At 44.2% G+C, this 13,678-nt stretch carries 20 protein-coding genes; 2 read left to right on the forward strand and 18 right to left on the reverse strand.

The features are described from left to right. Nucleotides 1-9: 9 nt before the first annotated feature. The 16 genes from rpsH to rpsJ all read right to left on the reverse strand — a co-directional run bounded on the left by rpsH (nt 10) and on the right by rpsJ (nt 7,134). Nucleotides 10-402: a 30S ribosomal protein S8 gene (gene rpsH, locus ACI882_RS03410; RefSeq protein ID WP_411743282.1), complete on the reverse strand. Its 393-nt coding sequence runs from the start codon at nt 400-402 to the stop codon at nt 10-12. Between the two features lie 70 nt (nt 403-472). Beyond that, nucleotides 473-778 (reverse strand): 30S ribosomal protein S14, encoded by a 306-nt coding sequence (rpsN, locus tag ACI882_RS03415; RefSeq protein WP_411743281.1) that lies wholly within the window; start codon nt 776-778, stop codon nt 473-475. A 12-nt stretch (nt 779-790) separates the two neighbouring features. Then, entirely contained in the window at nt 791-1,330 is a 540-nt protein-coding gene (rplE, locus tag ACI882_RS03420; RefSeq protein ID WP_411743280.1) for a 50S ribosomal protein L5, read from the reverse strand. 11 nt (nt 1,331-1,341) lie between these two features. Then, a complete protein-coding gene (rplX, locus tag ACI882_RS03425) occupies nt 1,342-1,671 on the reverse strand; it encodes a 50S ribosomal protein L24 (protein ID WP_411743279.1) in 330 nt (109 codons plus the stop codon). 49 nt (nt 1,672-1,720) lie between these two features. After that, a complete protein-coding gene (rplN, locus tag ACI882_RS03430; protein WP_411743278.1) occupies nt 1,721-2,089 on the reverse strand; it encodes a 50S ribosomal protein L14 in 369 nt (122 codons plus the stop codon). Between the two features lie 16 nt (nt 2,090-2,105). After that, nucleotides 2,106-2,366, reverse strand: a complete 261-nt coding sequence (gene rpsQ, locus ACI882_RS03435; protein ID WP_411743277.1) for a 30S ribosomal protein S17 — start codon at nt 2,364-2,366, stop codon at nt 2,106-2,108. 1 nt (nt 2,367) lies between these two features. Then, nucleotides 2,368-2,559 carry a 50S ribosomal protein L29 gene (gene rpmC, locus ACI882_RS03440; protein ID WP_216000486.1) on the reverse strand — a complete coding sequence of 64 codons (192 nt, stop codon included), beginning with the start codon at nt 2,557-2,559 and terminating at the stop codon, nt 2,368-2,370. Beyond that, nucleotides 2,559-2,972 carry a 50S ribosomal protein L16 gene (rplP, locus tag ACI882_RS03445; protein WP_216000487.1) on the reverse strand — a complete coding sequence of 138 codons (414 nt, stop codon included), beginning with the start codon at nt 2,970-2,972 and terminating at the stop codon, nt 2,559-2,561. The genes rpmC and rplP overlap by 1 nt, the downstream gene beginning before the upstream one ends. A 12-nt stretch (nt 2,973-2,984) precedes the next feature. Beyond that, nucleotides 2,985-3,677 (reverse strand): 30S ribosomal protein S3, encoded by a 693-nt coding sequence (gene rpsC / locus ACI882_RS03450; protein WP_411743276.1) that lies wholly within the window; start codon nt 3,675-3,677, stop codon nt 2,985-2,987. Between the two features lie 15 nt (nt 3,678-3,692). Then, nucleotides 3,693-4,028 (reverse strand): 50S ribosomal protein L22, encoded by a 336-nt coding sequence (gene rplV / locus ACI882_RS03455; protein WP_411743299.1) that lies wholly within the window; start codon nt 4,026-4,028, stop codon nt 3,693-3,695. A gap of 12 nt (nt 4,029-4,040) precedes the next feature. Beyond that, nucleotides 4,041-4,313 (reverse strand): 30S ribosomal protein S19, encoded by a 273-nt coding sequence (rpsS, locus tag ACI882_RS03460; RefSeq protein WP_411743275.1) that lies wholly within the window; start codon nt 4,311-4,313, stop codon nt 4,041-4,043. 22 nt (nt 4,314-4,335) lie between these two features. Continuing rightward, a complete protein-coding gene (gene rplB, locus ACI882_RS03465) occupies nt 4,336-5,160 on the reverse strand; it encodes a 50S ribosomal protein L2 (protein WP_411743274.1) in 825 nt (274 codons plus the stop codon). Nucleotides 5,161-5,177: 17 nt separating this feature from the next. Further along, entirely contained in the window at nt 5,178-5,474 is a 297-nt protein-coding gene (gene rplW / locus ACI882_RS03470; RefSeq protein WP_411743273.1) for a 50S ribosomal protein L23, read from the reverse strand. Next, the gene (gene rplD, locus ACI882_RS03475) at nt 5,471-6,079 is read right to left on the reverse strand and encodes a 50S ribosomal protein L4 (RefSeq protein WP_216000492.1); all 609 of its coding nucleotides are present in this window, start codon (nt 6,077-6,079) and stop codon (nt 5,471-5,473) included. The genes rplW and rplD overlap by 4 nt, the downstream gene beginning before the upstream one ends. Nucleotides 6,080-6,088: 9 nt before the next feature. Then, on the reverse strand, nt 6,089-6,721 hold the full coding sequence (gene rplC, locus ACI882_RS03480) for a 50S ribosomal protein L3 (RefSeq protein WP_411743272.1): 633 nt from the start codon (nt 6,719-6,721) through the stop codon (nt 6,089-6,091). Nucleotides 6,722-6,822: 101 nt separating this feature from the next. Next, nucleotides 6,823-7,134, reverse strand: coding sequence for a 30S ribosomal protein S10 (gene rpsJ / locus ACI882_RS03485; RefSeq protein WP_008044356.1), 312 nt, complete (start codon nt 7,132-7,134; stop codon nt 6,823-6,825). A gap of 360 nt (nt 7,135-7,494) precedes the next feature. On the opposite strand from rpsJ, the gene ACI882_RS03490 reads away from it, so the two are divergent. Continuing rightward, nucleotides 7,495-8,745: an HD-GYP domain-containing protein gene (locus ACI882_RS03490; protein ID WP_411746324.1), complete on the forward strand. Its 1,251-nt coding sequence runs from the start codon at nt 7,495-7,497 to the stop codon at nt 8,743-8,745. A gap of 86 nt (nt 8,746-8,831) precedes the next feature. Further along, nucleotides 8,832-10,262: a cardiolipin synthase gene (gene cls / locus ACI882_RS03495; RefSeq protein ID WP_411743270.1), complete on the forward strand. Its 1,431-nt coding sequence runs from the start codon at nt 8,832-8,834 to the stop codon at nt 10,260-10,262. Nucleotides 10,263-10,272: 10 nt separating this feature from the next. Here the strand turns inward: cls and nrdB are convergent, their stop codons facing one another. Together nrdB and nrdA are read right to left on the reverse strand one after the other, a co-directional pair. Next, nucleotides 10,273-11,385 (reverse strand): class Ia ribonucleoside-diphosphate reductase subunit beta, encoded by a 1,113-nt coding sequence (nrdB, locus tag ACI882_RS03500; protein ID WP_411743269.1) that lies wholly within the window; start codon nt 11,383-11,385, stop codon nt 10,273-10,275. Nucleotides 11,386-11,396: 11 nt separating this feature from the next. Beyond that, nucleotides 11,397-13,673 carry a class 1a ribonucleoside-diphosphate reductase subunit alpha gene (gene nrdA / locus ACI882_RS03505; RefSeq protein WP_411743298.1) on the reverse strand — a complete coding sequence of 759 codons (2,277 nt, stop codon included), beginning with the start codon at nt 13,671-13,673 and terminating at the stop codon, nt 11,397-11,399. Nucleotides 13,674-13,678: the final 5 nt, after the last annotated feature.

Below are 13,678 nucleotides of genomic sequence, written 5' to 3' on the forward strand. Positions count from 1 at the left end.
GTTCACTCCTTAGAAAACTTCACAAATGACTTCACCACCAACACTTGCAGCACGAGCTGCTCGGTCGGTCATGACACCATGAGAAGTAGAAATGATCGCGATTCCTAAGCCACCAGATACCTTAGGCAAATCTTTTGCACTACGGTATTGACGTAAACCAGGGCGGGATACACGCTGAATTGATTCGATTACAGGCTTGCCTTCGAAATACTTAAGCTCAATGGTCATAACTTTCTTAGCTTCACCTTCAACGGCATAGCCAGCTACGAAACCTTCATTCTTTAATACTTCTGCGATAGCCATCTTCTCTTTAGAAGAAGGCATAGCAACGGCAGCATGGCCTGATCGCTGTGCGTTACGAATACGTGTAAACATATCCGCAAGCGTATCTTGCATACTCATTAGATATAACCTCTATGTTCAGCTTAAACGCGGTAGCCGGGGTGAAATACCCCGGCCCAGACCGTTTAGCTTACCAACTTGCTTTTTTAAGACCGGGAATGTTGCCTAACATGGCTTGTTCACGGAGTACGTTACGAGATAGGCCAAACTTACGGTATACACCGTGTGGTCGACCCGTCACTTGGCAACGGCGCTGCATTCTAACAGGACTTGCGTCTCTTGGCAGCTTTTGTAGTGCAATTTGTGCTTCCCATACATCTTCAGCTGAAGATTTAGGGCTATTTATGGTCGCTTTAAGCGCTGCACGCTTTTCTGCATACTTAGCAACTAGCTTGGTACGCTTCGCTTCGCGAGCTTTCATACTCTCTTTAGCCATGAACCTATCCCCTTAGCTTTTGAACGGGAAGGACAACGCTTTCAATAGAGCGCGGCCTTCATCATTGGTGTTTGCAGATGTGGTAATGGTGATATCCATACCGCGCAATTTATCTACCTTGTCATACTCGATTTCAGGGAAAATAATTTGCTCTTTAACACCCATGCTGTAGTTACCACGGCCATCGAATGACTTAGGGTTAATACCCCGGAAGTCACGTACACGTGGTAGAGAGATATCAACCAAACGGTCCATAAATTCCCACATGCGATCTTTACGTAAAGTAACCTTTACACCGATTGGCCAGCCTTCACGAATTTTGAAGCCTGCAACCGATTTACGTGCATTTGTAACAACAACCTTTTGACCAGAAATTGCTTCTAGATCGCGCACTGCGCTTTCTATTTGCTTCTTGTCGCCGATTGCTTCGCCCACGCCCATGTTTAGGGTGATCTTAGTGACTCGTGGGACTTCCATAACGTTCTTGTAGCCGAACTCTTTTTGGAGCGCAGACACAACGTCAGATTTGTATAGAGCTTTTAGTCTAGACATAGTTGTATCCCTTATTCACCAATCACTTTTTTCGTGGACTTAAAGATGCGTACTTTTTTGCCATCTTCTTTTACCAAAAATCCAACACGGTCACCCTTGTTAGTTTCTGGATTGAAGATTGCAACATTAGATACCGCAATAGGCGCTTCCTTCTCAATAATGCCACCTTGGACACCAGCTTGAGGATTAGGCTTTTGGTTTTTCTTGACAAGGTTAATGCCAGAAACCAAGAACTTATCACCTTTCTTCTCATCAAAGATCACGGAAGAAATCTTGCCGCGCTTACCTTTGTCTTTACCAGCAATAACAATAATGTCATCGCCTTTTATTAACTTTTGCATTTTTTACTCCACCTCCTGCTACCGTCTCATAAAACAAGCCCCGAAGGGCTTATAGTACTTCCGGCGCCAGGGAAATGATTTTCATGAATTTTTCTGTACGCAATTCGCGTGTCACTGGCCCGAAAATACGGGTGCCAATTGGCGCGTTGTTTGCGTTCAGCAAAACCGCTGAGTTTACATCAAAACGGATAACAGAACCATCCGCTCGACGAACACCTTTCTTGGTGCGCACTACTACCGCGTTCATAACTTGACCTTTCTTAACTTTACCGCGAGGAATTGCTTCCTTCACAGAAACTTTAATTAAGTCACCGATATGAGCGTAACGGCGGTGTGAGCCACCCAAAACTTTAATACATTGGACGCGTTTAGCACCGCTGTTGTCAGCTACATCCAATACGGATTCTGTTTGGATCATGGATCAAACTCCCGAATTAAACGCGAACTGCGCGTTCGTCGATACTAACCAACCGCCATGTCTTTGTTTTAGACAATGGACGGCACTCTTCAACAGTTACGGTATCGCCTAAGCCGCACTCATTCTTTTCATCATGAGCATGGATCTTAGTAGAACGTTTCACGTACTTCCCATAAATAGGATGTTTAACGCGACGCTCCAACAATACAGTAATTGTCTTGTCAGCTTTATCGCTGACAACGTGACCAGTTACGGTACGAGCTGTGTTTTCAGACATATCAAGCACCTGCCTTCTCGTTCAATACAGTTTTCACACGTGCAATATCCTTACGGACCTGCCCAAGCAAATTCGTCTGGCTTAACTGACCAGTCGTCTTTTGCATGCGATATTTAAATTGATCGCGTAGCAAGTCCAACAGAGTGTTGTTCAGCTCTTCAACAGACTTTTCACGAAGATCTTTTGTGTTCATCACATCACCTGTCGTTTAACGAATGTAGTAGCAATAGGAATCTTTGCAGCCGCTAAAGCAAAAGCTTCACGTGCAATTTCTTCACTAACACCTTCCATTTCGTATAGAACTTTACCTGGTTGAATCTGGCATACCCAGTATTCAACGTTACCCTTACCTTTACCCTGACGCACTTCTAGAGGCTTCTGAGTAATCGGCTTATCTGGGAATACACGAATCCAGATTTTACCACCACGTTTAATATGACGAGTCATAGCTCGACGTGCGGCTTCAATCTGACGCGCAGTAATACGACCACGGCCAGTTGCTTTAAGTGCATATTCACCAAAGCTTACTTTGCTTCCGCGAAGTGCAAGGCCACGGTTACGGCCTTTCATCATCTTGCGGAATTTCGTACGTTTAGGCATTAACATTGAACGTACTCCTTATCGCTTCGCGTTTTTCTTAGGTGCTGCTTTTGCTTTCGCATTGGCGCGTACTTCATCAATACCGCCTAAAACTTCACCTTTAAAAATCCAAACTTTAATACCGATAATACCGTATGTGGTATTAGCTTCGGCAGTAGAGTAATCAATGTCAGCACGTAGGGTATGCAAAGGTACTCGACCTTCCATGTACCACTCTTGTCGAGCAATTTCAGCGCCGCCTAAACGACCACTTACTTGTACACGTATACCTTGAGCACCACCACGCATAGCATTCTGCATAACGCGCTTCATAGCACGGCGGAACATTACACGGCGCTCTAGCTGACCAGCTATAGACTGAGCAACTAACTTGCTGTCAAGATCTGGCTTACGAATTTCTTCGATATTGATGTGGACAGGAATGCCCATCATTGCAGTCAACTCTTGACGCAATACTTCAACATCTTCACCTTTCTTACCGATCACAATACCTGGACGAGCGGTATGAATTGAGATTTTCGCATTCTGCGCAGGTCGTTCAATAACGATCTTGCTAACAGACGCCTTTTCTAATTTCTTCTCTAGGAAGCTACGAACTTCAATATCGTTCAATAGTTTCTTCGAGTAAGTATCACTTTCCGCATACCAGACCGAATTATGGTCTTTAGTAATGCCGAGTCGGATACCAGTCGGATGAACCTTTTGACCCATTTGAACTTTCTCCTATTAATTCTGCTCGGCAACTTTAACCGTGATATGACAAGATCTTTTTAGGATCCGGTCTGCACGGCCTTTAGCACGCGGACGAATACGTTTCATGGTCATGCCTTCATCTACGAAGACAGTAGAGACGTTTAACTCGTCAACATCAGCACCATTGTTGTGTTCAGCGTTTGCAACTGCAGACTCAAGAACTTTCTTAACTAAGTCAGCACCTTTTTTAGGGCTAAACGTTAGAATGTCTAAAGCATCAGCAACCGACTTGCCACGGATTAGATCCGCAATAAGTCGACCTTTCTGAGCAGACAGACGCGCACCGCGCATTACAGCTTGTGTTTCCATCATATCTACCCCTTACTTAGCTTTCTTGTCCGCAGCATGGCCTTTATAAGTACGGGTAAGTGCGAACTCACCCAACTTGTGTCCAACCATATCTTCGGTTACAAACACTGGCACATGTTGACGGCCATTATGGACTGCAAAGGTCAACCCAACAAATTCTGGGAAGATTGTGGAGCGACGAGACCAAGTCTTAATTGGTCGCTTTTCGCCCGCTTCCAGTGCAGCCTCTACCTTTTTCATCAAGTGCAGGTCTACAAATGGACCTTTCTTAAGTGAACGTGGCACAGCCTTTTCCTCTTAAAATAAATTACTTAGAACGACGACGGACAATGTACTGATCCGTGCGCTTGTTCTTACGTGTTTTGTAACCCTTAGTTGGAATACCCCAAGGAGTAACTGGATGACGACCGCCCGAAGTACGACCTTCACCACCACCATGCGGGTGATCTACCGGGTTCATGGCAACACCACGAACAGTCGGACGAACACCACGCCAGCGTGAAGCACCTGCTTTACCAAGTTGGCGTAAGCTGTGCTCTGAGTTGCTGACTTCACCTAAGGTGGCTCGGCAATCAGATAAAACTTTACGCATTTCACCTGAACGCAAACGAAGAGTTGCATAAGCACCTTCACGTGCGACCAACTGAACTGAAGTGCCGGCTGAACGAGCGATTTGACCGCCTTTGCCTGGCTTCATTTCAATATTATGCACAACAGAACCAACAGGCATGCTGCGCAAAGGCATTGTGTTACCAACTTTGATTGGTGCGTGATCGCCAGATATAACTTGATCACCAGCTTTCAAACCGCCCGGTGCTAAGATATAACGACGCTCACCATCTGCGTAGCAAACTAATGCAATATGCGCAGAACGGTTTGGATCGTATTCCAAACGCTCGACTTTCGCGGCAATACCATCTTTGTTGCGTTTAAAGTCAACTAGACGATAGTGATGCTTATGACCGCCGCCAATATGGCGAACAGTGATACGACCGTTGTTATTACGACCACCTGATTTAGATTTCTTCTCAACTAAAGGAGCGTACGGAGAGCCCTTATGAAGCTCTTCGTGTACTATTTTAGTTAGGTGACGACGACCCGCTGAGGTCGGTTTTGCTTTGACAATAGCCATTGCTCGAAACCCCTACCTTATTCTGCGCCCAGGAAATCAATTTCCTGACCGTCAGCTAATCGAACGTAAGCTTTCTTAACATCAACACGTTTACCCATGCCACGCTGTGTGCGCTTGGTTTTACCCTTTTGAACAAGAGTACGTACTGAGTCAACCTTAACTTCGAACAATTGCTCGACAGCCTTTTTGATTTCAGGCTTAGTTGCATCTTTAGCCACACGGAAAACGTATTGACTATTCCCTTCCGCTACGATCGTCGCTTTTTCAGAGATGTGCGGACCTAAAACGACCTGATAGATACGTTCCTGGTTCATGCGTAAACCTCCTCAAGCTTCTTAAGCGCAGCTACAGTTACCAACACTTTCTTATAAGCAACAAGGTTGACTGGGTTTACACCAGCAACGTCACTTACTTCAATGTGTGGAACGTTACGAGAAGAAAGATGCAGGTTTTGATCAACTTCATCTGCGATGATCAAAGCGCTCGTTACATCAATTTCTTTCATTTTTGCCAAGAACAATTTAGTTTTAGGTTGTTCAAATTTAAGATCTTCAACAACAACTAAACGATCCTGACGAACTAACTCAGATAAGATAGATTTAACCGCACCACGATACATTTTACGGTTAACTTTCTGAGACCAGTCTTGTGGAGTACGTGCAAAAGCGTGACCACCACCAACCCATATAGGGGAGCGGATAGTACCAGCACGAGCTCGGCCCGTACCCTTTTGACGCCATGGCTTAGCACCACCACCAGCAACTTGAGAACGAGTCTTAGTTGCACGACTACCTTGACGAGCACCAGCCAAATAAGCATTAACTACTTGATGGACTAACGCTTCATTATATTCATTACCAAAGGTGGCTTCGCTTAGCTCAACCTTGGTACTAGCATTGCCAGCAACTTGAATATCCATTGCTACCTCCTAGCCTTTAACCGCGGGTTGAACAACTACACGACCACCGGTTGCACCGGGTACCGCACCTTTAATGAGTAGCAAGTTACGCTCTACATCTACACGTACAACCTCTAAAGATTGAACGGTATTGCGAACTGCACCCATGTGACCTGCCATTTTCTTACCTTTCCAAACACGACCAGGCGTTTGGCACTGCCCGATAGAACCAGGAGCACGGTGAGAAAGGGAGTTACCATGAGTTGCGTCTTGCATAGAGAAGTTGTGGCGCTTAATAGAGCCAGCGAAGCCTTTACCTTTAGAGGTTCCGGTCACATCAACTTTCTGACCCGCTTCAAACAACCCAACAGTTAGCTCTTTACCAGCTTCATATTCTGAAGCATCTGCTACTGTGAATTCGCGAGTAGAATCACCCATTTCAACGTTAGCTTTAGCAAAATGACCTGCCTCTGCCTTGCTAACTTTATTTGCACGCTTATTTCCAACTGTAAGCTGGATAGCGACATAGCCATCGGTTTCGATAGTTTTAACTTGCGAAACGCGATTAGGCTCAACCTCTACAACCGTTACTGGTATTGATACGCCATCTTCAGTGAAGATACGAGTCATACCTTGTTTACGGCCAATTAAACCAATTGACATTACTTTATTCCTCTATGTACGGGGCTAAAACCCGCTATGGCCGCCCCAATGTTACTTTGCAGCAACCTCAAGGCCGTTACAGTAGAGCATCTACTTTATTACTAGCCTAAGCTAATCTGAATATCCACACCTGCTGCCAAATCCAACTTCCGCAGTGCATCCACTGTTTTCTCGGTTGGTTCAACAATATCTAGCATGCGCTTGTGAGTACGAATTTCGTACTGATCACGCGCATCCTTGTTCACGTGCGGAGAGATCAGCACAGTGAAACGCTCTTTACGAGTAGGTAGCGGAATTGGGCCGCGCACCTGCGCGCCGGTACGTTTCGCCGTGTCGACAATTTCTTGAGTCGACGCATCGATCAATCTGTGATCGAACGCTTTCAAGCGAATTCTGATCTTTTGGTTCTGCATGTGACCAAAGCTCCAAAGATGTTAAACAGCAGTTAATTTTCCCCAAATTTGAGGGACGCGTATTGTATGTATCTTGGCCAGTTGTGTCAATGTAAGTTTCTGAACTGTTTTACTTATGCAAATCAGCCACTTAGCAAGATGCTAGGCGTTCGATTACAAAAACTTACAATTGAGCTGGAATCTTGCCTTTAATACAACTGCTTCATAGTTACCGTCATTCAAGTTTGAGCGCTTTTAGCCGATACTATAATAAGTGGTTAATTAGACACCCAGACGAGAATTAAGCATTCAAACTGTCGAGTAGCTAATCTGAACTTTTGTGATAGACTTCAAAACTTAGAAGTAGGAAAGATGCGTAGTGTGAACCAGAGCGTAAAACAAATAAACGAAACCACTATCGCGCTGCCGGCAGATATGCTTAAAGCGGGGATGTTCGTTTGTCGTTTAGATCGTCCGTGGCTGGGCACTCCCTTTTTAATGCAAGGCTTTTTGGTACAATCTAGTCAAGATATAGCAACACTCAAATCGCTGTGCCAATTCGTCTTTGTTGATACCGAAAAAAGCGTCTACCCGTTCAGCCGAAAGAAATCAAAAAATCCCTTTGCTCGGCGTTCAGAATCAAAAAATTATGATCTCCCTGCTTCAATAGATAGAGACTTAGCACGATCGGGACTACGCAATGTATTGCCTGTTTATTCTGAGACAATTAAGTCGTTACGAACTTGCTTTAAACAATTTGGCCAAGATCAGCTCTTAAATTCGAAAGACTTAGCGCAAAAGGTAGATAATTGCCTCGACAGCATCCTTTCAAACACCTCAGCAATGTCTTGGCTTTCACGGGTTAAGTCTCACCACAATTACACTAACGAACACGCCATGCATGTAAGCTTATTGGCAATGGTATTTGCGGTGCACTGCGGTTGGTCTCGTGAAGAGGCTAAAATTGCGGGTCTGTCAGGTTTATTATTTGATATCGGCATGATCAAAGTACCGCCACAAATACTCAACCAACCAAACCCACTATCTGAATCAGAAGCGCGACTAGTACATGACCATCCAAAATGGACGCGCTATTTTCTCGAGAAATCTGGTTTTGAGAAAGCAGTCGTCGATGCTGGTTACTATCACCATGAGCGACCTGATGGGAATGGCTATCCTGCAAAACGCATGGCGAGTCAGACTAACCAGTACGCGCGCTTAATTCACATTTTAGATGCCTTTGACGCAATGACTAGTTATCGGCCTTATGCCGAGCAGCGAACTGTCTTCGAAGCTACTAAAATACTTTATCGCGGCAGAGGTACAGAGTTTGATGCGCTAATGGTTGACCAGCTCATTGAAATGCTGGGCGTCTACCCTATAGGTACAATTGTCGAACTGACAAGTGGTGAAGTTGGCATTGTGATTGGCCAAAATAACGACGCTAGTTTACTGCCTAAGCTATCTGTTATTCGCGATCAAAATAAAAATGAAATGCCTGAAACTGTCGTTAATTTGCGCGATATTGTTGATCGTCAAGGTAACCCTCGAGTAAGAATTAAAGCCATGCTGCACGACGGTAGCTACGGCGTTTATATGCACGAATATACCCGTCAACTGTTAGTTTCGTAGCCTACTAAAAAACACCCCTGTAAATGCTTACAAAAGTGTCCCTTTCGATTTATCCTATAAGCTAACTTAAATTGTTGAGACACCTGATGACATTCGAGTTGCTGCTTTCTGTTGTCGCACTTGCATACGCTTGCTTAATGATCGCATTGAGCCTACGAATTCTGATGAAGCGGCGCCCTATCGGTGTGACCTTGTCTTGGCTGTTTTTTATCTACATCCTCCCCGGTATGGGTATTTTGCTGTATCTGTTATTCGGTGAACGCTACTTAGGCAGCCTTCGTGCAAAGCGTGCGGCTGAGCAGTTTAAACAATACCGCAAGTGGCTGAAATCACTGAAAGTACCTAGTGCTATGCCGGAGTCCACACCGAAGGTAATGCAATTAGTCCACCAGGCTATTGGAGCGCCGTCTCTGAGTGTTCAATCATGGAAAGTGCTGAGTCATCCCGATACTCTATTCGACACGCTCCTAAACGATATACACCAAGCCAAGAAAGTTATTTTTGCTGAGTTTTATATCATTCAAGTTAAAGGAGATGTACACAAAGTTGTTGATGCGTTAATAGCCGCCGCTAAGCGCGGCGTACACGTTCATTTGCTGTTTGATAGCGTAGGCTCGAGCCAGTTTTTCCGTAGTGGGCACTGTAAAGATATGCGTAACCATGGCATTCAGATAGTTGATGCATTGCACGCCAATCTTTTACGAATGACACTCAGGCGCCAAGATCTTCGTATGCATCGAAAACTAATCAGCATAGACAGCAAGGTTTCTTACACTGGCTCCATGAACCTTGTAGATCCTAAGCACTTTAAAACAGAGGCTGGGGTTGGCGCCTGGATAGACATGATGATTCGGCTTGAAGGAGAAATATCGCACTTTATTCAAAGCACTCTGGTTTTCGATTGGGAGCTAGAAACCGGCATTCGCCTAGAGAAACATCTTTGCTGGCCTACCCAAACAACAATTGAGCAAGAACAAATGCAATTGTTGCCTAGCGGCCCAGCCATTGACGATGAATTACTCTTACAAGTACTGTTAACCGCCATCCACAGTGCAACCAAACGCGTTGTAATTACTACACCCTATTTCGTTCCTGATGAGTCTTTATTTCAGGCGCTGAAAACCGCCGCCAAAAGAAATATCTCGGTGACAATTTTATTACCCCGATATAACGACAGTCACTTAGCACAGTATGCGGGTCGTTCATTTTTTGAAGAATTATTACTTGCTGGCGTCAATATCATGCACTTTCATGGTGGACTGTTACATACTAAAGCCGTCGTTATAGATGACACCCTAACGCTCGTGGGTTCAGTGAACCTCGATATGCGCAGTATTTGGTTAAACTTTGAGTCAACCTTGATTGTCGATGACCTCGCATTTAATAAAGAGATCATGACAGTGATCGATGGCTACATAGAGCAATCTCAATCACTGTCACTCGCGAAGTGGCAATCACGTCCGTTTATCAAAAAGCTTCTAGAAAGCATTGCGCAATTAACAAGCCCATTGCTCTAATGAGCTTTGCTTAGAGCTCAAACAGTTCAAAGTCATGGGTGTTAACTGTCGTATTTACGGCACCGACTAGGTAACTCGATATTTCGACTTCTTGCGGAGCAACCTGAACGGCTGCACTTGAAACCCAATGATCCATCCATGGTAACGGGTTATCTTTACGATTAAAGATTGGTTGCTGGTCCAGCGCCTCTAAACGTTCATCGGTTAAGTATTCTATGTAATGATGGAGAATGTCTGCATTGACACCCATCATTGAACCTTCTTTGAACAAGTAGTTGGCCCATGCTTTTTCTTGTTCTGCAGCATCTTTGAAAATACGCACTAAATCACTTCGGCATTCTTGTGCGATCTCTGCCATTTCAGGGTCATCTTTGCCTTTTGCCCAAGTATTAATTATAAACTCTGTACCACTTAAATGCAGAGCTTCATCTCGTGCAATAAGCTTTACGATTTTGGCGTTACCTTCCATTTTTGCATTTTCGGCAAACGCAAAACTGCAAGCAAAGCTGACATAAAATCGGATAGCCTCTAAGACATTGACCGAAACCATCGTCAGATATAACAACCGTTTTATTTCTCGTTGTTTCGCGTCTGATTGTTGTTCAACGGGGAGTGTATGCCAATGTTGTACCGCAAATATTAATTGATCATAGTATCCGGTAATAGATTCAGCACGCTCTACAATCTCGGGTGTCTTAATTATATCGTCAAAGATAACACTCGGATCTGAGACTATGTTGCGAATAATATGGGTATAGGATCGCGAGTGAACAGTTTCGCTAAATGCCCAAGTTTCAATCCAAGTTTCTAATTCTGGAAGACTCACTATGGGCAAAAACGCAACATTAGGTGATCGACCTTGGACGCTATCGAGCAGTGTCTGATATTTCAAATTACTTAAAAAAATATGTTTTTCGTGCTCACCCAATGCTAAGAAATCTTTTCGATCTTGAGATAAATCAACTTCTTCTGGCCGCCAAAAAAACGATAGCTGCTTTTCAATAAGCTGCTCAAACATTGGATAACGCTGCTGATCATAGCGAGCAACATTAACTAATTCTCCCATAAACATCGGCTGAGTTAGCGGGTCAAATTGTTTTTGATTAAATGATAAATAACTCATAGTCACGCTCCTTATATTGCGCAGGCACCAGATTCACAACTGTCCATCTCTACTTCTTTTTGCTCATGTTTTTGCATCGAACCATCATGCGTATTGTGGTAATACAAAGTTTTTAAGCCCAGCTTGTAGCTCGTCAGCAAATCTTGCATGAGCAACTGCATGGGGACTTTACGCTCTGGGAAGTTTTCAGGCTGGTAGCTGGTGTTAGCAGAAATTGCTTGATCGACAAACTTTTGCATTATCGCAACTAACTGCAAGTAACCTTTGTTATTAGGTTGCTGCCATAACAACTCATAATTAGGTGCCAAGGTTTTAATATCGGGAACAACCTGCTTCAATACGCCATCTTTCGACGCTTTAATAGAAACCAGCGCTCTTGGTGGCTCAATACCATTGGTCGCATTAGCCACTTGTGACGATGTTTCTGAAGGCATTAAAGCTGTTAGCGTAGAGTTGCGTATGCCGACCTCCGCTATTTTCACTCTAAGCGCGTCCCAATCACATAGCAACGGGGTGTCTACCAGCTGATCGACATCACTTTTATAACGATCAATTGGCATCGAGCCTTGCGAGTACTTAGTTTCGTTAAAACCAGGACAAGCACCTTGCTCAGCTGCTAAATCTGCCGAGGCATTCAACAGTTCATACTGAAGCACTTCAAACAATTGATGAGTAAGGTTATTGCCAGATCCATCAGAATAACGGGCACCGTTTTTAGCCAAATAATTAGCGTAGTTAATAACGCCCACGCCTAAAGGCCGTCTTTTCATCGTAGCTCTTTTAGCTGCTGCGACAGGATAGTGCTGATAATCTAACAGCGCATCTAACGCTCGCACTAAAATCTTGCTCAAGCCTGCAAGCTCATCCAAGCCATTCAATTTACCTAAGTTAACGGCTGCAAGGGTACACAAAGCAATTTCGCCTTGCTCATCATCTATGCGTGTTAACGGCGATGTTGGTAGCGCTATTTCCATACAGAGGTTACTTTGCAGTATCGGCGCAACACTCGGAATAAATGGTCCATGATCATTGCATAGATCAACATTTTGAATATAAATTCGACCGGTTGAGGCACGCTCTTGCAACAACAATGAAAATAGTTCTGTGGCTTTTATCGTTTTTTTACGAATACGATCGTTGGCTTCGTAAGCTAAATATAAAGCTTCGAACCTATCTTGATCCGCAAAGAAAGCATCATATAGGTCAGGCACATCTGAAGGTGAAAACAACGTTATATGGCCATTATTGATGAGTCTCTTATACATTAACTTATTTAATTGAACGCCATAATCTAAGTGACGCACTCGGTTTTCTTCGACGCCTCTGTTATTTTTTAGCACCAGCAAGTCTTCAACTTCCAAATGCCAAACAGGGTAGAACAAGGTTGCCGCACCACCACGAACACCACCTTGCGAGCATGATTTTACAGCCGTTTGGAAGTGCTTATAAAAGGGAATGCATCCGGTGTGGAATGCTTCACCATTGCGTATTGGTGAACCAATCGCGCGGATTTTCCCAACGTTCACACCAATACCGGCGCGCGCTGACACATAATTAACAATAGAGGCGGAGGTTGCGTTGATTGAGTCTAAGCTGTCATCGCAATCAATTAAGACACAGGAAGAAAACTGTCTGGTAGGAGTACGAACCCCCGACATAATAGGTGTTGGTAAAGATATTTTATGCGTTGAGCTTGCTTCGTAAAAATCGATGATCATCGCAATGCGCTCTGCTTGCGGGTAGTGCGCAAACAATGAAGCGCCAATTAATATGTATAAGAATTGCGGTGATTCAAACAGCTGGCCAGTAACCCGATCTTGTACTAAATACTTTGCTTGTAACTGTTTGACGCCGGCGTAAGCAAAGTCCAGATCCCGCTCATGCTTAACAGCGTCGTTGAGTTGTTGCCAATCTTGTGTGGAATAGGCGCTCAGAAGTTCGCTATCGTAACGCCCTAATGCGACTAACTTCTCAACATGCTCCTCCAAATGCGGTGGTTCAAATGCACCGTACGCTTGCTTGCGAATATGAAAAACAGCTAGACGTGCTGCAAGGTATTGGTAATCGGGAGTGTTCGCTGAAATTAAATCTGCAGCCGCTTTAATGAGAGTTTCATGAATATCAAAGGTAGAGATGCCATCATAGAATCGTATCTTGGAATTAAGCTCAATCTCAGACACAGAGACTTTCTCAAGTCCTTGTGTAGCCCAGTTTAAAACGCGATGAATTTTATCGAGATCGATCGCCTCTAAGCGACCATTTCTTTTTTTGATTTGCACTTTGTCAATCTCCA

The organism is Reinekea sp. (genome assembly GCF_046710285.1).
Lineage (GTDB): Bacteria > Pseudomonadota > Gammaproteobacteria > Pseudomonadales > Natronospirillaceae > Reinekea.